A 17,789-nucleotide genomic window follows, 5' to 3' on the forward strand; every position below is an offset into this window, starting at 1 on the left:
CCCCTACATCGCCAACTCCTCGGCGATCTTACGCAGAGCCTCCCGCGTGGCGACAGCGCCCAACGCTTGGGCCTGAAGCTGTTCGTGCGCCGCCCGGTACGCCGTGACCTCCCGGTCGTGGTCCATGTAGAGGGCACCGGTCAGGGTGTCGACGTAGACCATGCTGTCGTCGGTCGCGTCGGGGTATGGCGCTGGCAGGGCCGGGAAGTCGAGGATGACGAAGCTGCCGTCGTACCCGACACCTGCCGAGTACGGCAGTAGCTGGATCTGGACGTTGCTCCTGCGGCTCATGTCCAGCAGGTGCGCGATCTGGCCACGAATCACCTCGGCACCGCCGACGAGCCGGCGCACTGCGGCCTCGTCAACGACCATCCGGAGCATCGGAGGTACGTCGCTGGTCAGGATGGCCTGCCGGTCGAGCCGCAGCGACACCTGACGCTCCACCTCTTCGTCCCGCATCGGAACGGGTGCGCCCTGGAACGCCGCGCGAGCGTAGTCCTCGGTCTGGAGCAGGCCCGGAACCATCTGGCACTGGTACGAGCGAATCACCGACGCCTCGGACTCCATACCGACGTACGACGCGAACCAGTCGGGTACGGCGTCGCCGTACCGCTGCCACCAGCCTCGTTGCTTCGCCTGCCGAGCAACCGCGATGACCGCCTCGGCCTGCTCTCCGGTGACGCCATACAGGTCGAGCAACGCTCGCACGTCATTCGGGTGCGGACGGACCTCGGCGTTCTCGATCCGCGACAGCCAGCTTGAGTCATGGTCCACCCGCCGAGCCGCGTCCGATGCGGACAGACCTGCCCGACCTCGTAGTTGACGCAGGGTCAGAGCGAGTCGACGGCGCTTGACGGTCGGGCTTTGACGTTGGGCCACGTGGACATCATGCCCTGCGGACAGCCCGGATGCTGTCCGCAACCGGCGTGTCGCCTCTCTGCAATCCGCATATTGCGGATTTCATTTCGTCGTGGGACGGTAACTCTACGGGTGCGGCGGTCGGATGACTGGACTGAAGGCCCGGCCGCCGCGCTCCTTCGAGGGAGGCCCGATGAACAGGCGAGTCACCTACGACGAGTACATCTCCGCCGTCGCCATGACGTTGGCCCGTCGGCACCGTCCGGTGTGGTCGTGGGCCAGGTGGCGGCGGATCTGCCGGTGTGGGTCGGAGCTTCCCTGCCGTACGAGACACAAGATCCCGATCAACCGGGGTCACTGGCCGACTGAGGAGGAGCAGGGGTGAGTACGCATAACCCGATAGGGCGTACGTGGCTTTGCACGGGTTGTGGGGGTGACTGGCCGTGTGCGACGCGGCGGCGGGAGCTGCGGGCCGAGTTCGATGGCAGTCGGGCGTCGCTGGGGCTCTACCTGGGTCAGTATTTTGTCGTCGCGGCCGAGGATCTGCGGCACGTGCCCAGCGGCTGGTTGCACAACCGCTTCGTGGGCTGGATCCGGCACGACGAGCAGGCGGTTCCGTACACCGCGGTTGATGTTTTGATCAGCTCCTATGAGCTGGCGAAGGCCCACTCCCCCGACCCCGGCGGACGCTGCCCCACCTGCGGCGAGCAGACCGAGTGCTGGGTACGCATCGCACCCGAGGGACCAGGCTTTCTCATCCCGCTCCCCTGATGTTCGGCCCGCTGCCCGAACCCGGCGACATCCTCCTGATCGGCGAACCCGCCAGCGTCCAGTTCGCCGGGGACCGGGCACTCACCCTTCGCCTCATCACCCGCGCCAAGGAACCGACCTGCGACGGCTGGATCTGGCTCACCGGCTACGTCCTCGACCAACACGGAAAAGCAACAGCCAAACGCGAGCTGTACGTCCAGGTCGCCGGCCTCCGACCGGCACCGACTCCGACGAGCAGACCTGCCCGGGCGGCTGACCGGCGGGGTCGACCGGATCGCCGCTCTCGCCCGGCCGCTCCCCGCTGACCAACTCGTCGCCTGGGCAGGCCCACGCCTCCGGCTCGCCACCACCTGCGGTGCCCGCACGCAGGGTTCCTGCCGGCCTCGTAACCGGAGCCGGCAGGAACCCTGTGTGTCAGCTCTGCTTGGCGACGCGGCCGAGGCGGAGCGCCGAGACGAGGAAGAAGATGCCGCCGGGGATGGCGTAGCCGGCCGCGTTGGTCAGCGTGGCACCGTCGGCTCCGGCCATCACGATGAACGAGGTGCCGGCGAGCGCGGAGATGGCACCGCTGATGATCATTGGCCACTGGCCGCCCATCTTGCGACGGTTGACGGCCACGATCAGCTGTACCACCCCGGCCACGATCGCCCAGGCGCCCCATACGCGCAGGACCGCGGGGATGCCGGACGTGCTGGCGATGCCCACGCCGATGGCGGTGAGCAGGCTGACGGCGACGTTCACGTAGAGGCCGAGCACCGATCCGGTGGCACGCGACGAACGAGCGTCGACGAGCGCGGCGATCACGTCGAACAGGGGATACAGCACGAGCAGCGTGACGGCGAGCGGGCCGAGGTGCGATGCGGTCGTGAACATCACGGCGGCCCAGACGACGGCGAACGCGAAGCGGACGACGTACAGCCGCCGTAGGGCCGACGCGGCTGCCGGGATGGCGGGTGCAGCAATGGAGGTCACGGTGATCCTTTTCGGGTGTCGGAGTGGCCTCGTGGGCCGAAGGCTGCTCGCTGAAGGATGGGCACCGGTGATCATCCTTCCGGCAAGAACGAACGTTCTGTCTCGGGCAACGATGACACGGCGACTCGACAAACGTCAAGACCGAACGTTCTATCCGCTACCATGGGTGCATGGTGCGCGGAGAATCCGAAGGGCGGCCGTCCGAAGCGCGGGCCCGGCTGCTCGACACGGCAACAAGGGTCTTCTACGCCGAGGGCATTCACTCCGTCGGCATCGACCGCATAGTGGCCGAGGCGCAGGTGACGCGGGCCACTCTTTATCGGCACTTCCCCGGCAAGGAGGATCTCGTCCTGGCGTACCTGAACCAGGTCGACCAGGCCATGCGCGCTCAGGCGGACCGGGCCGCCGACGGCGGGCTATCGGCGGCCGACACCATCCGGGCTCTCAGCGAGTCGATCGCCCAGGGCATCCAGTCCCCCGGTTTTCGCGGCTGCGCCTTCCTCAACGCCGTTGCCGAATACCCCGACCCCGATCATCCGGTGCACCTGGCCGTGCTCGCCCACCGCCAGTGGTTCCTGGACACCGTCACGGAACTGCTGGCGCGCATTCAGGAAGCGCCCGCCGAGGACGCCGCCCGGCACTTCGTCATGCTGCGCGACGGCGCCATGGCCGCCGGTTGCCTGTTCGATCCGACGCTGGTCTGCGACACCTTCCTGCGCGGCGTCGAGGGACTGCTGCGGGTTCATGCCGCGTCCGCTTCTGCCGAATCGGCGAATGCCTGATCCGGCCCACAGGCCAGGCGGGTTGGTGCGCTCCGCGGCGCCCTGGCGCTTCAGGTAGCCGCGCGATCACGCCTCGGACCCGTGAATGCCGGTCGTCTCCCGCCCGATCGGCGAGGCGGAATCCTCCAACGGCCGCTGCCGGCCCCGCAACGCGTCGAGCAGCGCGACAAGGGCCAGCACTCCTGCCACCACGCTCAGTCCGACCATCGGCGACCAGCGGGACAACACTGTCGTGACCAGCAGCAGGACGACCAAGCCGATCATCCGCGACCGGGAGACCCGGCCGAAGATCTCGTACTCCAGCCGCACCCGGGCGGCGAGGAAGAGCACCGGACCCCCCACCACGAACAGAAGCCAGGTGGGCCGCAGCGACCCGTACGGATCGGTGATCACCAGTTCGTAGCCGACCGCGGTGACGAGCACGCTGAGCACGATCAACGCGTGCGTCCGTTCCGACGCCGCACCCAACTGGCCGGGCATACGCGCCCGACTCAACGCCTCGGTCAGCAGCTGACCCGCGCGGTAGAAGTAGATCCGCCACAGCAGCACGCTGGTGGTGAACGCGACCGTGAACGCGGCGGCCCGCACCGCGGAGTAGTTCACACCACTGAAGACGGCGGCGATGACCACGATCGTTTCGCCGAGCGCGATGAGGAGAATCTGCTGGTGGCGTTCGGCCAGATGCTCTCCGGCGATCCGCCAGCGACTCACCGCCGCAGCCCCTAGCCGCGGCAGCGGCCAGCCCAGAGCCCAGGCGAGGTAGTCCACGGTGAGCGCGGCAGCCCACAGCGGCAGGCGAAGCTGGTCCGGGCCCAACGCGCCGACCAGCCAGAGCGGCGCGGCCACCGCCGCCCATGCGGCGAGCCGGAACGGCACCAGCCGTCGTGGATGCCCCCGCAGCGCGGCAGCGACCACCAACGGCCGTACCACCATCACCAACAGGTACGCGACCGCGAACGGCAGCGCCCGCTCCTCCATGGCGCGCGGCAGCGTCACCGCCATCACCAGGGCAGCGAACATGGTACCGACCACGACCGCCTGGATGATCGACCGCTCCGGTTCGTAGCGACTGGTGATCCAGGTGGTGTGCGACCAGATCAACCAGAGTGCCAGGAACAGCAGCAGGGTACGACCGAGCCCGGCGACGAGCGTCCAGCCGGTGTCGCTGCCGAGGTCGCCGAACCGTTGCGACACCCGGGTGAGGGCGACGACGAAGGCCAGGTCGAAGAAGAGTTCCAGGAACGTGGCACGTCCCGAACTCGTCCCAGCGCGCAGCAGCTCGGCACCGCGTCCCGCCACCATCGTCCGCCCTGTCCCCCGTCCGCCCCTCGTGGCACCAACGAGTCGGCCGCCGACAGGGTTGCGTACGCGGGATGTGACGGTTGCTCCTGCCGACTCCGTGCCCGCAGTCGGCAGGAACCTCAGCCATTGGCGAGCGTTCTCGATGACGCCCTGCGACGGAGGCCGCTCGCTCAGGCTCCGGCGGTGGCCATGCCGGTCATCGCTGGGGTGACCGGCATGGCGCGCCCGATTCGGGTGTCCTGCGCGGCCGACACCTGGTTGATCAGCAGGATCAGCGACACGCCGGACACCACGCTGAGCGCCGCCACCAGCAGGCTCGACGGCACAGCGGAGAAGTAGTAGTGGTCGACGTACCGCTGATAGTCCTCGGGGCCGTCGAGGTCGGTCGGCAGTGCCAGGAAGTTCCGGAGGTCGAGGAGCGGGAGCGCCACTCCGGCGAGCCCGTAGACCACCCAGCTACCGATCCAGGTCCGTACCAGGGTCGGCGTCTTCGACCGCCACAGGCTCTCCCGGGCGACGTTCGCCACCACGCGCGCCGGCACGACGAAGTGCACGAACGGCACCAGCCAGCCGGCGACCGCCCAGCCCCTTTGCAGTGTCGGCACGACACCCGGGAACGCGTCCAGGTTGACCCGCGCCAGGTAGCACCAGACGATCACCAGCACCCCGGCGACGATGGCCGGAACAAGGAGCATCAGGCCGACCAGGGCCGTACCGAGCAGCGCGGTGTCGATCGCGTCGGGGTCGAGGTCCCGCTTGGCGCGCTGGACCATCTGACTGTCCACGACCGTCATGACCGCGATCAGCAGGTGGGCCACCACCGCGAAACCGAGCGCATTCGATGTAGCCCGTCCGACGCCGCTCAGACTGTACGTCCGTACACCGGGAACGACCGCCGGGGCACCCATCGGGGTACGGCAGATCGCGCACCCCGTAGAGGTCGACACCCGTTCGCCACCGCAGACCTGACAACGCATGCCGCTCCCTCCAATGTGCCCGCCCGCGCCACCCTACGAACCCCCCACCACCCCAACGCCCACACCGCCGCCGCCCCCCGACTCCCGTCGGCGATCTTGCAGTTGTGGCGCCCGAATCAGGGCTCTCGTCCGGAGTTGTGAGCCACCACAAGTGCAAGATCGCCGCGTGGGGCCTGCCGGGGGGTGGGTTGGGCGGGGGTTTAGGGGGGTGTTGCGTTGTGGGTGGCGAGCAGGGTCGGGAGTTCGTCCAGCGAGTCGATGCGGAACAGGGCCTGCTCGGCGACGGCTGGCAGGTCGAGGATGTGACCCCACGGGCCGCGCCGGATCAGGCAGGTGGGCATACCGGCTTCGATGGCCGGGCGTACGTCGTTGTCGGGTCGGTCGCCGACGTACAGGATCGAGGACGCGTCGCCGCCGCCCTCGCGGATGACGTGCTCGAAGAAGGCCGCCGACGGCTTCGCCACGCCCCAACCGGCCGACGTGCCGATCACGTCCACGGGTAGGTCGAGAGCACGGAGAATCGTCTCGGCGTGGGCTGGCTGGTTGCCGGCCAGGCCCACCAGCAGGCCCTGATCCTTCAAGGAGGTCAGGCACGATCGCGCGTCGGGGTAGAGGTCTTCTTCGCCGAACGACTCCGGTTTGCCGACAGCCGCCCGACGCTCCAGCTCGGTCGCGAGATCGAAATCGGGCCGGAAGACCCGGAACGGCTCCTGCCAGTCCAGACCCCGGGCGATCGACGCGCCGAAGACCGCCGAGAACGTGTGCCGTGGTACGCCGAGCCAGTCCGCCCACATCGCGAACTCGCGGGACTCGTCGAGAATCGTCCCGCCGATATCGAAGAAGACCGCGTCGATCACTGGCGTTCCCCCGTCACGGTCGCATCGTCGGTGGATCCTACAGAGGCCCCGATACTGCCGATGCCGGGTCAACTGTGCTTTCGGGGGAGGTTCGTCGCTCGCCACGACGGCCATCCGTCGGGCCAGGTGTCGGGCCAGTCGTCTCCTCCTTGGCCCGGGCGCGGGATCCCCTGGTTCCCCGGCTCGACGATCTCCCGGGCGAGCCGTTCCGCGACGTCGGCGATATCGGCGGCAGACAAGGGCACCCAGTGGTCGAACCGGGCGTCGATCGCTCGGCCGACCAGCGTCGCGGCCCGCTGCTCAGGAATGCCGGCGGCGTTGAGAAACCAGGTGAGGACCCGGCCGCACAAGCCCTGCCAACCCTCGTTGTCCTCGGCGCGGGCCGTTGTGGTGGCCATCAGATGGGAGATTGCCGCTTCCCACGCCGCGAGGGTGCCTCCCCGCTCGGCTTGCTCGCAGGGTTGCCGCAGCGACGGCAGCAGGCGATCGAACCGGGCGGCCAGGTCTTCCAGCCATCGCCGCCACTGGACCAGTGCATCGGCGACCATCCGCAGGGTCTCCGACTGGGAGGTGGAGATGGGCTCCCAGAAGTCCCACCGAGGGACCAGTTCGCCGACATAGTCGTCCAGGCCTGGGGACCAGGCCCAGTCGAATGCCCAGGGCCCGTACTGGGCGACGAGGACATCGGTTACCGCGAAATTCCACTGGGAGGCGATTCGGGACGCGGCCTGGTAGTCGTCCCACACCTGTCGAGGCGCTCCGCGCGGCATACCGCGCGGCACCGCGGGTGGGACCGGGGGTGCCAGGGACCACAGCACGGCCAGGACCCCCGCCGGATCGAACGGGTTGCGCGCCGGGTCGACCACGGCCCACCCGACCGAGCTGGGCGGGCGCCACGACGCCGAGTCACCGGAGGTCATCACGACCATCCTAAGTCGACTGTCGCGCCGAGGTCGCCCCTGCCGACTCGGCTTGCGCCTTTCGTGGCCAGGGTCTTGCCGCGGACCCGGCCGCCGAGCCGTAGTACCGGTCGACGCGGGGACCGCTTTCGCGTTGTGAGCTTCGTGGGTAAATTCCTGCCGGTGGATACCGGGGCCGGGCAGCCGGTGCAGTGGTGGTGGAAGAAACCGCACGTGTGTCTCGCGCGCTGGGAGCTGCGGGACGCGCCACCACTGAACGCCGGACAGATTTCGGTCGGTAAGTTCGACGGCGGTGACTGGTGGGTGGACCACGGCGGCTTCGGATGTCGCCGCTTCCCCGACAAGAACACCGCTTGGACAGCCGTACGGCGCCTGATGGGGCTGCACGACGGCAACTGGGTGCAGGTCCCCGGTGACTCAGAGCGCCGGTCGCCACTGCGGTTCGACGGCAGCCGGACTCTCTACTCCGATGGCGGCGGCGACATGTACAGCCATTGGGGCAGGGCCAAAGAGAAGCGGTGGAACCGCTACAGCGCCGCCATCGCGGCTGGTACGCGGTTGCGTCACTCCGAGGAGCATCCGGCGATGGGCGGCTACGTCACCCTTTCCGAATATCGCGACCCGTACGACGACTCGATTCGCTTCGTGGTCGACGACCAGTGCGACGGGATCCCCGACGTGAACGACTACCCGTACCGCAACAAGGCCGACCGCGCGTACGTCAGCGCCGTCTGGTCCCACGCCAGCCGCCGCTTCCCGTACGTCTCCACCGACGTTCCCAAGGTCCCGGCGGACAGCCGTCCCGAACCTGTTCGCTACGGCGAAGGGGGTTCGGTCATCCTGGACGACTCACAGGCCAGGAGCTACGAGCGCTCCTGGCGGGAGAACTACTCCTCCTAGTGCAGGTGGGCGATGCGCCCGTGCAGCGATAGCGGTACGCGCAAAGGGCTCCTGCCGACTCCGTACCGGAGCCGACAGGAGCCCTTCACCATTGCCAGGTGTCAGGGCTGGTCGAAGCCCAGGGTGTACGTGCCCCCGCCGTCGACCGCGACGATGCGGTACCGGTACTGGCCACCCGTGCCGGTGTAGGTCAGGTGCTCGTCGCCGAACAGGACGTTGCTTCTCGCCACGGTGCTCCAGGTGCGGTTGGCGAACTTCTGCAACTCCAGGCTGAACGCCTTTCCTCCGGTCAGGCAGGCGCTGTGGGTGCCGGAGAGGGAGTCGAAGAAGCCCCGGGCCGGCTCGAACTCGGAGGCGTTGGTACGCGCCAGACTGCCCGACTGGACCGACTCGTACGTGTTGCAGGGCGCCTCGGGTTGGGTGTTGAGCGTCAGCCCGTACGCGCTGAGGATCTCCCCGACCGGCTGGAAGTAGGTGCGTCCGCCGTTGACGCAGTCACCGGATCCGCCGGAGGTCACCCCCTGCGCGTGGGCGCCGGCCACGAACGGCCCGCCGGAGTCACCACCCTGGGCGCACACGGTGGTTTCGGTCAGGCCGGTGACCGTGACCCCGACACTCGCGTAGGAGACGGTCTGGTTGAGTCCCTCGACCCGGCCGCAGTGCCAGCCGGTGGTGGAGCCGGAACGGCAGACCGTGGTGCCGAGCGGAGCGGACTGCTGGCCGACGATGGTGAAGTTGCTGCCGTCATGGTGGTTGATCCACGGTTGGGGCACCCACGATCCGTTGGTCGCGACCCAGGCGAAGTCACCCGCCTGCCCGAAGGTCGAGCCGGCGAACGACCCCATGCTGGTGCCGTTGTTGTGCACGACGGATTCGCCGACCGACCCACAGTGTCCGGCGGTGACGAAGCCACCGGTGACGGCAAAACCGACCGAGCAGAAGTACGGGCCGATCCAGTACCGTTCGCCGCCACGAATGTCGAGGTAGGGGACGGGGTTGTCCGTACTGGCTTCGATCCGCACGATCGTGCGATCGACGCCGCTGGCCGTGACGAACCGGGTGGCCGCGGCCCGGTCCCGGGCCAGCACGATCACGCTGTTCGTGGTCGGATCCACCCGCCAGCCGGTCACGCCGTCCACGGCGGCGCCACGCGACTGGCGGTCCAGTTGTGCCAGGACCGCGTCGAGTTGGCGTGCGCTGTGGCGTACCAGAACGGGGTTGGCGCCCGCGGCCCGGATCGTGGCCTGCTGGGCGGGGTCAGTGACGGCGACGGACAGCCGGTCGGCTCCGGTCGGCAGCCAGCTGCCGGCGAAGGTGTCGCCGAGCGCGGCCGGCAGCGACGCCGCGACCCGGCGGGCGCGGTCGTCGACCGCGAGTTGGGTGCGGGCCTCGGCGTCGGTGAGGCCCAGGTCGCGCCGGAGCGCGGCGAGCATCAACCCCGAGGCGGCGCCGCCGTGCGCGAGCGTGGTCGACTCGGCAGGCGCTGCCGGAGCCGGCGCTGCCGCGGCGATGGCCTGGGGCGGGGCGGTGATGACGATGGCGAGGGTGGTGAGGGCGGTGAGGACGAAGCGGCGACGTGGAGGCATGCGGTCTCCCTTTGTCGGCCCGCCGGGCGCGAAAGGGTGGAGGTGATCGCGCCGGTCGAGGTTTGGTCCCGCATGCTAACCAGACAATGATTCCTGTCCATGCCTCAGATCAACCAACGGACGGACGCGGCGCCCGCGTCTCAGCCAACGGACCGACCCTTCCGAGGACAACTTCCGGGTACGGGCGTCGAACGGCTCATCCGGCGACCAGCGACCACCCGACGGAGGTGACCACGACGAGCAGTGCGCACCCCAGCATCAGCCGCAGCAGTGACAGCTTGCCGATCAGTTCGTCTCGGAGCGACTCCACGGTGCCGCCGAGTTCGGGCACCGACGACGGCCGGAAGACGACCACGCCGACACCCCCCTCGGGTACGGGCACAGGGAGGGCAGTCTGGACACGCCGTCCCGGTGTTCCGCCGGCGCGCGGCATCCAGGCCACGACGTCGAGGTTGCCGGCAGGCACCGCGAGGTCGTAGGGGTCCCACCCGGGCAGGCGATGTGCGACGTCCTGGACGGCGACGACGGGTAGGGCGTCCTCGGCGTAGGTGTTGTCGAGCCACCACCCGGGTCGGATCGGAATCACCCGCAGGACGCCCTGACCCGGGGAGATCGGAACCGTGGCCGGTGCGCTCTCCTTCGCCCGGAGGTCGATCACCGCATCGGGGGTGAGTGCCTTGCCACGTATGAAGAACAGCTTGCCGGTCAGCCTCTCGCCGAGCACGGCCATGAAGAAGAACATCGTCGCGAAGAGCGCGCCGACGTACATGAGGGCACGCCCGACCACCAGCACCAACCTGGCGGCAATCCCGTTGGGGATCTGCTCGGCGAGCGCGAAGAGGCCGACTGCCGCACCGACGACCACGGCGGAGGCCAGGATGCCGACGACCGCCTTGCCGCGAAGCTCCAGTTGCCGCCGCCATCCCCCCACGCGGGGATCGTAACGACGACCCGCCACCTGGGGAGATCGGCGCCGCGAGCCTTGCTCGGAATTGATCGTCTCACCAATCGCTCACTCCGGACCGGTCCGGATAGTAGTTTCGATAGACAAATGGTCGGGAATGGCGGGAGGTCGGGGTCAGTGGGTGTGGAGCAGAAGAACCTGGAACTGATGCAGACGCTGGACGACGCATGGAACAACCAGGATCTCGACACGTTCAACAACCGCCACCACGAGGACGTGGTGGTGCGGTGGCCGGGCAAGCCCGAGACGCACGGGCAGCACAACCACGAGGCCGAGTCGATCCAGTTCTTCAAGGCGTTTCCGGACCAGCATCTGGACAACCGCCCGTACAAGGTGTTGTTCGCCGATGGCGACTGGACCTGCTCGATCGCGCACTGGACCGGGACGATGTCCGGGCCGATGCAGGGCCCGGACGGCAAGGAGATTCCTCCTACCGGGAAGTCCTTCGCCGTCGACTTCTGCACGGTGGCGCGGTGGGTGGACGGGAAAATCGCCGAGGAGAACCTGTTCTACGACCTGACGACATTCATGAAGCAGATCGGGCTCGCCTGACGACGCGTCGCCCGCGTCGCGTTCCCGAATCAGGACTGTCCGCGCCGGTCGAAGTCCTCGATACTCGTCCCACCCGGTAGGCGGGTCTGGAAGTCCAGCACTCCGACCCAGGTCGGGCGGACCGCGATGCGGACCATTCGCGTACCGGGGTGGTCGACCGAGGCGACGTTGGCCGCGCCCTGCTCGGCTCCGGCGTAACGGTGCTGGGCGAGTGCGTACTCCGGCACTATCCCGTCGACGTCGGTGACCTCGGCCTGGCCGCGTACGAGCAGCACCTCCGGCGGGGTGGAGGCGGCGTCGATGGTGATGGCGACCGCGGGTCTCGCCCGCAGGGCGGCGACCTTGGCTCCGCCGAACGTGGACAGCACCACCTCGGTTCCGGTCCAGTGGAACAGCATCGGGAAGACCCGGGGTGTGCCGTCGGACGCCACGTACGCGATGCGTGCCAGCTCGGTCGAGGCGAGCAGACGCTGCGCGACCGGGCTGTGCAGCAGGCGTACGTCGCCCTGCGGCAGGCTCGTCACCTGGTCGGCGTGCAGCGCGGTCACCGGGCCGGTTCCGTCGAGTCAGCGGCGGTGTCGGCGGCGCTGTCGGCCAGGTGTTCGGCCATCCGGTCGAACGAGCTGGACCATCCCTGCTCCAGCCCCGCACTCTCCGGACCGGCGGCGATCCCGGCGAGGTGGAACGTCATCTCCGTCTTGTCCCCGAGGTCGGCGAAGGTGACGGTCAGCAACGCCTCCCCGGTCTCGGCCCGTACGTCGTCCGGCACGGGTACGGCGAGCACCAGCCGCTCGGGGGCCACCACCTCCCGGCAGGCGAAGAACACCGGGTATTCGGCGCCGTCGGCGTCACCGACCATCCGCAGTCGCCATTCGCCACCCGGCTGGACGTCCATGTCGATGGTGGACAGGGGTGTGGTTAGTCCGCGTGGCCCGAACCACCGGGCGACGTGTCGCGGGTCGGTCCACGCCTGGAAGACCAGGGCTCGTGGTGCGTCGAAGACTCGGGTGATCGTGAACTCCCGCGTCGGTCGATCGTTGTCGCTCGTGGTCTCAGTCATCCGTACCGTCCTTCTGTATTTCTCGCAGATGGTCGGAGAGGCGGTCGAAACTGCCCTCCCAGAACTGCCGGTAGTCCGCCAACCAGTCGGTGACCTCGCGCAGCGGCTCCGGGCGCAGCCGGCACGGACGCCACTGGGCGCTGCGGCCTCGGCTGACGAGCCCGGCCTGTTCGAGCACCTTGAGGTGCTTGGAGACCGCCTGGAGGGTGAGCGGCAACGGCTCGGCCAACTCGTTGACGGTGGCCTCGCCCTTGGCCAGCCGGGCGAGGATCGCACGGCGGGTCGGATCGGCCAGGGCCGCGAAGGTGGCGCTGAGCTGCTGACTGGTATCCATGCCCTACTCAACCAAGGAGTTAATCAACCGACGGGTTGAATATACAGCCCCGCAGCGGTACGTCAAGAAGAACGGGCAGGAGGATCGCGATCAAGAGACGGGCGACCGCTGCAGGCACCTCCCGAAGGATTGCCGGCAACGGTCGCCCGCCATGCGTCAAGTCTCAGATATCAGGCTGGTACACCTTCAGTTGCTGGTCGGTATACCTGCGGCCGTCAGGACAGGCTTACGGCCGTCGCATCAACTCCACGTCGCAGAGAGCTCGTTTGTCGAGCTGTAATCGGCGTTGATTTGGAGCTTTTGCCAACCCTCGGCACTGCCATACGTCTCGAACAGACTTCCGTTTTCGATGGTGTAGATGTACCGGAAGCCGGTGGGACTCCACGTCGCGGAGAGCTCGGTCCCGGCAGCGTAGTTGTAGGTGATCTGGTTCTTCTGCCATCCGGTGGGGCTGCCGTAGGTCTCGTACAGTGCGCCGTTCTCGAAGGTGTAGAGGTAGCGACGACCGCTGGGGCTCCACGTCGCGGACAGTTGGGTCGCGGCAGTCGTGTTGGTGTTCACCTGGTTCTTCTGCCATCCGGTGGGGCTACCGTAGGTCTCGTACACCACACCGTTCTCGATGGTGTAGATATACCGTTCGCCGCCGTTGCTCCACGTCGCGGACACTTCGGTCGCAGCCGTGTAGTTGAGGTTGATCGAATTCTTTTGCCATCCGGTCGGGCCGCCATACGTCTCGTACAGCACCCCATTCTCGATGGTATAGATGTACCGGGAGCCAGTGGGGCTCCACGTCGCGGAGAGCGCCGACACCGCCCCGTAGTTGAAGTTGATCGAGTTCTTCTGCCATCCGGTCGGGCTACCGTAGGTTTCGTACAGCACACCATTCTCAAGTGTGTAGATGTAGCGGGAGCCGGCGGGGCTCCACGTCGCGGACAGTTGCGTTGCCGCCGTGGTCCCAGCATTGATGGGATTGATCTGCCACCCGGTCGGGCTTCCGTAGGTCTCGTACAGAGATCCGGGTTTCGCGGTGTAGATGTAGCGGTGGCTACTCACGGCGCCAGTCCACCAGGTGGTCTGTTCCCGCGCCCCAGACCAGCTGAAGCTGAAGTGGATGTGGTTCGTGTGGCAACTACTGGGGGTACCGTCGCAAGAGTAGTTCCGCCATCCTTCGCTAGCCCGGCTAGCGCTCCAGATCTTGCGGTTCCAGATGACGTACATGATGCCCAGCCGGCGTGCGATGGCATGCTGGTTGCCGTACTGGTCGGTCGCGTGCAGCCAGTTGAGAATGTCCTGAGCGTCGGCAGCTTGGCCCGCGTTGTTGACGTCCAGGGAGTAGTCGAGCGCCCGACCCTCTTTGTGCTCGCTGGTTCCGCCGCTACTGCAGTCCCTGGTGATACCCCAGGTATGACTGCCGTAGGTGCTATTCAGCAAATTCTTGAAATCCACGACGCCAGGTTTGGCGGTAGGGTCGCAGGTGTCCTGTGAGTCATTGGCCGCGTAGCCATCTATCTGCGAACCAAACGACGGCGTGGGAGGCGCCGCATTAGCAGCCCCGGCACCCGCTAGCAATCCTGCCGAAGCGACGGTTGCTGCTAGCAGGTACGCGACGGAGCGACGCAAGGCTCCCACTCGTGCCACGATCTTCAACTGTGCTCCCTGTCTGGCGTTCCTGACCGCAGTGGTACTCCACCCCGGTCAATCTGGTCGGACGCCTATACGGCGCGAAAGTCCGACCCGAATGGGCTCGACGCCGGAAAACCGCCGAGCATTACGATCATCATGATGATCTATTCCTGGCGATCATCACAATATGATCGATCTCACACGCCGTATCGGTAGCACTACATTCCGCTAACAGATACGGGGTGCCCGTCGACCAGTACGCACGCTCGATCTCACCCGGCCACAGCGAGAGTCGCACCGTTCGACAGCGGCAGCCGTCCCGGACGGTCACCTCAACGCACGGGCCGTCTTCACCGAACTCGACGCCTTTGTCCCGCTCGACGTACGCGAGGTGGTCATCCCGGCGGCGGTCAGCGCGGCCGGCCGAACGGGCTCAGTCGGCGCGACCGCGACCGGCTCGGGGTTTCGCCGAGCGGGGTGGCGCCGCGCGCATGTGGTCGCGGACGCGGCCGAGAATGTCACCGAGGTTGCGCACGTCGCGCTGCTTGAGTGCGTCGAGCAGCAGCCGCCGGACGAGGTCGACGTGGCCGGGCAGGATCTGCGTCACGAGCGCGCTTCCGGCGTCGGTGATCGCCACGACGGTGCTGCGCTCGTCGTCGGGGGCGGTCGACCGGGTGACCAGGCCGCGCTTGTCCAGCAGGCCGGCCTGGTAGGTCAGGCCGCTGCGGCTGTAGACGAGGCCGTCGGCGAGGTCGGTCATCCGCAGCCTGCCGCCGGGTGCGCCGGTGAGGCGGGCCAGGATCTGGAACTGGACGTTGCTGAGGTCGCCGTCGGCCCGTAGGTGCTCGTCGACGGCGTGCTGCAACAGGCTGCTGACCTCCATGAGGGCGAAGTAGGCGCCCAGCTGCTCGGCATCCAGGGGCGCTGCTTCGTGGCTCACACACACATTCTACTTGCTCCGAATTCGAAGCAGACTGTAGTCTGCTGTTGCTTCGATTTCGAAGCAACTTCCAGAGGAGGAAGCGCCATGAAGGCTGTCCGTTTCCACCAGTACGGCGACGCCGACGCCCTGCGCGTCGAGGACGTCGAGCGCCCCACCCCCGGCACCGGGCAGGTGGTCGTGCAGGTGGCCGGCACGTCGTTCAACCCGGTCGACGCCACCATCCGCGCCGGTTACCTGGAACAGGTCTTCCCGGTGACGCTGCCGTTCACCCCCGGGATCGACCTGGCCGGCACCGTCGCGGCGCTCGGCGAGGGTGTCACCCGGTTCGAGCTCGGTGACCGGGTCGTCGGGCTGCTACCGATGACCACCGACGGCGCCTCGGCCGAGTACGTCGCCGCCCCGACCGAGGTCCTGGCCGCCGCGCCGACGACCGTGCCGCTGGCCGACACGGCTGCGCTGCCGGTCACCGGACTCACCGCCTGGCAGGCGCTGTTCGAGCACGCCGACGTCCAGCCGGGGCAACGGATCCTGGTCCACGGTGGCGGCGGCGCGGTCGGTGGATACGCGGTGCAGCTCGCCGTACAGGCCGGGGTCACCGTCGTGGCCACCGCCGGCCCACGCAACACCGACCGGGTACGCGGCTACGGCGCCGAGGTACCCGGTCGCGGCATCGACGGCGTCACCGGGCAGTTCGACGCGGTGCTGAACTTCGCCCCGGTCCCACCGGAGGACATGGCCGCCCTCGCCGACCTGGTACGCGACGGCGGTGTGCTGGTCACGACCACCACGCCCGGCCCGCAGGACAACCCCCGCGGCGTACGTTCGAGCAGCGTGTTCGTCCGTCCCGACACCGAGCAACTCGCCGCACTCGTGGACCGGGTCGACGCCGGCAGACTGCACGTACACGTCGCCGACCGGGTAGGGCTGGACGACCTGTCCGCCGTACACGCCCGCAACGACGCCGGGACACTGACCGGCAGGACCGTCATCACCCTCTGACTCCCCCGTCCCGCCCGTCTGCAGGGGACCGCCCCTCAAGGCACGGGCTCCCGCCGACTCCACGGGGGAAATCGGCGGGAGCCCTCGGCCGTACGCCGGGGCCGGCGACGTACGGCGCTCAGTAACGGGTCGTGTCCTGCAGCAGGGGCGGGTAGACGGTCGACCGCTGGCCGTCCACGGTGGTGCCGGCGAACTGGAGCATCGGGCCCACCTGCCGGTTCAGGTCGTACGGGTAGTCGAGTTGCGGTGCGGACACCTCGTCCAGCGTCGCCACCTGGGCGTCGGTGAGGGTCAGGTCGAGGGCGGCGAGGTTGGCGTCGAGGTGCTCGATCCGGCGCGGGCCGAGGATCGGGGCGGCGACGCCCGGCCGGGTACGCAGCCACGCCAGGGCGACGGCGGCCGGGGCGGCGCCGACCTGCGCGGCGACGGCGGTCAGCGCGTCGATGACCGGGTACTGGGCGTCGGTCGGGCCGCCGGTGATCTGCCCCCGCTTGGTGTCCTGGGCCGCGACGCCACGGCTGTACTTGCCGGACAGGAAACCTCCGGCGAGCGGGCTCCACGGCAGGATGCCCATGCCGGCGTCCAGCGCCAGCGGCACCAGTTCGCCCTCGACCGTACGGGCGAGCATCGAGTATTCGACCTGGAGGGCGATGACCGGTGTCCATGCCCGCAGCAGCGCGAGGGTGTTCGCCTGGGCGGTGTACCAGGCGGGCGTGTTGGAGAAGCCGACGTAGCGGATCTTGCCCGCGGTGACCAGCTCGTCCAGGGTGCGCATGGTCTCCTCGACCGGCGTGTGCGCGTCCCAGTTGTGCAGCCAGTAGAGGTCGACGTAGTCGGTTCCCATCCGGCGCAGTGACTGCTCCAGTTGCGCGACGATCGCCTTCCGCCCGGCGCCGCCGCCGTTGGGATCACCCGGGTACATGTTGCCGAAGAACTTCGTGGCGAGCACGACCCGGTCGCGCAGGCCGGGGCGCGCGGCGAAGAAGTCGCCGAGGATCTTCTCCGAGTGGCCGTTGGTGTAGAAATTGGCGGTGTCGACGAAGTTGCCGCCGCGGTCGAGGTAGCTCTGCAGGATCCGCTCGGACTCCTCGACGCCGCAGCCCCAGCCGCCCTCCTCGCCGAAGTTCATGGCGCCGAGGCAGAACGGGCTGACCCGCAGCCCGGACCGGCCCAGGGTGAGGTAGGAATCGAGTGCCATGGGCGTACTCCCCGCGTTGTTGGGTTGGAATTTGACCCTTCGATCAAAGCATCGTGAGCTGCGGGTTCGGTAGAACAGAACTCCTTTCCACTTGCACGATCCTGCTTCTGTCACCACTGGGGCGACCCCACCGGGAGGTGCCTGAGATTTTGCACTGACAGTGCACTTGCCTGGCGTTCCGGTGCTGTCTA

20 protein-coding genes are annotated in these 17,789 nt (G+C 68.2%); 6 read left to right on the forward strand and 14 right to left on the reverse strand.

Annotated features, from left to right (window positions below):
• Positions 1–3: 3 nt before the first annotated feature.
• On the reverse strand, positions 4–879 hold the full coding sequence (locus AB0J90_RS01215) for a helix-turn-helix transcriptional regulator (RefSeq protein ID WP_363590868.1): 876 nt from the start codon (positions 877–879) through the stop codon (positions 4–6).
• A 360-nt stretch (positions 880–1,239) separates the two neighbouring features.
• Between AB0J90_RS01215 and AB0J90_RS01220 the strand changes: the two genes are divergently transcribed.
• Positions 1,240–1,629, forward strand: a complete 390-nt coding sequence (locus tag AB0J90_RS01220; protein ID WP_363590870.1) for a hypothetical protein — start codon at positions 1,240–1,242, stop codon at positions 1,627–1,629.
• Positions 1,629–1,934 carry a hypothetical protein gene (locus AB0J90_RS01225; protein WP_363590872.1) on the forward strand — a complete coding sequence of 102 codons (306 nt, stop codon included), beginning with the start codon at positions 1,629–1,631 and terminating at the stop codon, positions 1,932–1,934. Before AB0J90_RS01220 ends, AB0J90_RS01225 begins: the two co-directional genes overlap by 1 nt.
• A 109-nt stretch (positions 1,935–2,043) precedes the next feature.
• Here AB0J90_RS01225 and AB0J90_RS01230 read toward each other — a convergent pair whose 3' ends face one another.
• The gene (locus tag AB0J90_RS01230) at positions 2,044–2,601 is read right to left on the reverse strand and encodes a DUF308 domain-containing protein (RefSeq protein WP_363590874.1); all 558 of its coding nucleotides are present in this window, start codon (positions 2,599–2,601) and stop codon (positions 2,044–2,046) included.
• 170 nt (positions 2,602–2,771) lie between these two features.
• Here AB0J90_RS01230 and AB0J90_RS01235 point away from each other — a divergent pair, with 170 nt between their 5' ends.
• Positions 2,772–3,383: a helix-turn-helix domain-containing protein gene (locus AB0J90_RS01235; RefSeq protein WP_363590876.1), complete on the forward strand. Its 612-nt coding sequence runs from the start codon at positions 2,772–2,774 to the stop codon at positions 3,381–3,383.
• A gap of 66 nt (positions 3,384–3,449) precedes the next feature.
• Here the strand turns inward: AB0J90_RS01235 and AB0J90_RS01240 are convergent, their stop codons facing one another.
• From AB0J90_RS01240 to AB0J90_RS01255, 4 genes are all read right to left on the reverse strand, one after another.
• A complete protein-coding gene (locus AB0J90_RS01240; RefSeq protein WP_363590878.1) occupies positions 3,450–4,685 on the reverse strand; it encodes a low temperature requirement protein A in 1,236 nt (411 codons plus the stop codon).
• Between the two features lie 170 nt (positions 4,686–4,855).
• The gene (locus AB0J90_RS01245) at positions 4,856–5,506 is read right to left on the reverse strand and encodes a DUF4328 domain-containing protein (protein ID WP_363590880.1); all 651 of its coding nucleotides are present in this window, start codon (positions 5,504–5,506) and stop codon (positions 4,856–4,858) included.
• Positions 5,507–5,862: 356 nt separating this feature from the next.
• A complete protein-coding gene (locus AB0J90_RS01250; RefSeq protein ID WP_363590882.1) occupies positions 5,863–6,519 on the reverse strand; it encodes an HAD family hydrolase in 657 nt (218 codons plus the stop codon).
• A 68-nt stretch (positions 6,520–6,587) separates the two neighbouring features.
• Positions 6,588–7,265, reverse strand: a complete 678-nt coding sequence (locus AB0J90_RS01255) for a hypothetical protein (RefSeq protein ID WP_363590884.1) — start codon at positions 7,263–7,265, stop codon at positions 6,588–6,590.
• Between the two features lie 336 nt (positions 7,266–7,601).
• On the opposite strand from AB0J90_RS01255, the gene AB0J90_RS01260 reads away from it, so the two are divergent.
• A complete protein-coding gene (locus tag AB0J90_RS01260; protein WP_363590886.1) occupies positions 7,602–8,339 on the forward strand; it encodes a hypothetical protein in 738 nt (245 codons plus the stop codon).
• Between the two features lie 101 nt (positions 8,340–8,440).
• Here AB0J90_RS01260 and AB0J90_RS01265 read toward each other — a convergent pair whose 3' ends face one another.
• Both AB0J90_RS01265 and AB0J90_RS01270 read right to left on the reverse strand, forming a co-directional pair.
• On the reverse strand, positions 8,441–9,925 hold the full coding sequence (locus AB0J90_RS01265; RefSeq protein ID WP_363590888.1) for a S1 family peptidase: 1,485 nt from the start codon (positions 9,923–9,925) through the stop codon (positions 8,441–8,443).
• 196 nt (positions 9,926–10,121) lie between these two features.
• Entirely contained in the window at positions 10,122–10,856 is a 735-nt protein-coding gene (locus AB0J90_RS01270; protein WP_363590890.1) for a hypothetical protein, read from the reverse strand.
• A 150-nt stretch (positions 10,857–11,006) separates the two neighbouring features.
• Here AB0J90_RS01270 and AB0J90_RS01275 point away from each other — a divergent pair, with 150 nt between their 5' ends.
• On the forward strand, positions 11,007–11,441 hold the full coding sequence (locus tag AB0J90_RS01275) for an ester cyclase (RefSeq protein WP_363590892.1): 435 nt from the start codon (positions 11,007–11,009) through the stop codon (positions 11,439–11,441).
• Positions 11,442–11,470: 29 nt separating this feature from the next.
• On the opposite strand, the gene AB0J90_RS01280 is transcribed toward AB0J90_RS01275, so the two are convergent.
• The 5 genes from AB0J90_RS01280 to AB0J90_RS01300 form a co-directional block, all read right to left on the reverse strand.
• Positions 11,471–11,989 carry a pyridoxamine 5'-phosphate oxidase family protein gene (locus tag AB0J90_RS01280; protein WP_363590894.1) on the reverse strand — a complete coding sequence of 173 codons (519 nt, stop codon included), beginning with the start codon at positions 11,987–11,989 and terminating at the stop codon, positions 11,471–11,473.
• Positions 11,986–12,501, reverse strand: a complete 516-nt coding sequence (locus AB0J90_RS01285; RefSeq protein ID WP_363590896.1) for an SRPBCC domain-containing protein — start codon at positions 12,499–12,501, stop codon at positions 11,986–11,988. Before AB0J90_RS01285 ends, AB0J90_RS01280 begins: the two co-directional genes overlap by 4 nt.
• The gene (locus tag AB0J90_RS01290) at positions 12,494–12,835 is read right to left on the reverse strand and encodes a metalloregulator ArsR/SmtB family transcription factor (protein ID WP_363590898.1); all 342 of its coding nucleotides are present in this window, start codon (positions 12,833–12,835) and stop codon (positions 12,494–12,496) included. The genes AB0J90_RS01285 and AB0J90_RS01290 overlap by 8 nt, the downstream gene beginning before the upstream one ends.
• Positions 12,836–13,075: 240 nt before the next feature.
• Positions 13,076–14,482 carry a hypothetical protein gene (locus tag AB0J90_RS01295; RefSeq protein WP_363590900.1) on the reverse strand — a complete coding sequence of 469 codons (1,407 nt, stop codon included), beginning with the start codon at positions 14,480–14,482 and terminating at the stop codon, positions 13,076–13,078.
• A 409-nt stretch (positions 14,483–14,891) separates the two neighbouring features.
• Positions 14,892–15,398: a MarR family winged helix-turn-helix transcriptional regulator gene (locus AB0J90_RS01300; protein ID WP_363590902.1), complete on the reverse strand. Its 507-nt coding sequence runs from the start codon at positions 15,396–15,398 to the stop codon at positions 14,892–14,894.
• Between the two features lie 87 nt (positions 15,399–15,485).
• Between AB0J90_RS01300 and AB0J90_RS01305 the strand changes: the two genes are divergently transcribed.
• The gene (locus AB0J90_RS01305; protein ID WP_363590904.1) at positions 15,486–16,400 is read left to right on the forward strand and encodes an NADP-dependent oxidoreductase; all 915 of its coding nucleotides are present in this window, start codon (positions 15,486–15,488) and stop codon (positions 16,398–16,400) included.
• Between the two features lie 118 nt (positions 16,401–16,518).
• Here the strand turns inward: AB0J90_RS01305 and AB0J90_RS01310 are convergent, their stop codons facing one another.
• Positions 16,519–17,598 carry an aldo/keto reductase gene (locus AB0J90_RS01310; RefSeq protein WP_363590906.1) on the reverse strand — a complete coding sequence of 360 codons (1,080 nt, stop codon included), beginning with the start codon at positions 17,596–17,598 and terminating at the stop codon, positions 16,519–16,521.
• Positions 17,599–17,789 lie beyond the last annotated feature (191 nt).

Source organism: Micromonospora sp. NPDC049523, assembly GCF_040676775.1.
Classification (GTDB): Bacteria; Actinomycetota; Actinomycetes; order Mycobacteriales; family Micromonosporaceae; genus Micromonospora_G.

What these genes read in the sequence shown, in the direction of transcription:
- AB0J90_RS01240 (WP_363590878.1), bottom strand. Translation starts at nt 4,685, where the DNA reads ATGGTGGCGGGACGCGGTGCCGAGCTGCTGCGCGCTGGGACGAGTTCG.
- AB0J90_RS01235 (WP_363590876.1), top strand. Translation starts at nt 2,772, where the DNA reads ATGGTGCGCGGAGAATCCGAAGGGCGGCCGTCCGAAGCGCGGGCCCGG.
- AB0J90_RS01225 (WP_363590872.1), top strand. Translation starts at nt 1,629, where the DNA reads ATGTTCGGCCCGCTGCCCGAACCCGGCGACATCCTCCTGATCGGCGAA.
- AB0J90_RS01265 (WP_363590888.1), bottom strand. Translation starts at nt 9,925, where the DNA reads ATGCCTCCACGTCGCCGCTTCGTCCTCACCGCCCTCACCACCCTCGCC.
- AB0J90_RS01290 (WP_363590898.1), bottom strand. Translation starts at nt 12,835, where the DNA reads ATGGATACCAGTCAGCAGCTCAGCGCCACCTTCGCGGCCCTGGCCGAT.
- AB0J90_RS01285 (WP_363590896.1), bottom strand. Translation starts at nt 12,501, where the DNA reads ATGACTGAGACCACGAGCGACAACGATCGACCGACGCGGGAGTTCACG.
- AB0J90_RS01310 (WP_363590906.1), bottom strand. Translation starts at nt 17,598, where the DNA reads ATGGCACTCGATTCCTACCTCACCCTGGGCCGGTCCGGGCTGCGGGTC.
- AB0J90_RS01305 (WP_363590904.1), top strand. Translation starts at nt 15,486, where the DNA reads ATGAAGGCTGTCCGTTTCCACCAGTACGGCGACGCCGACGCCCTGCGC.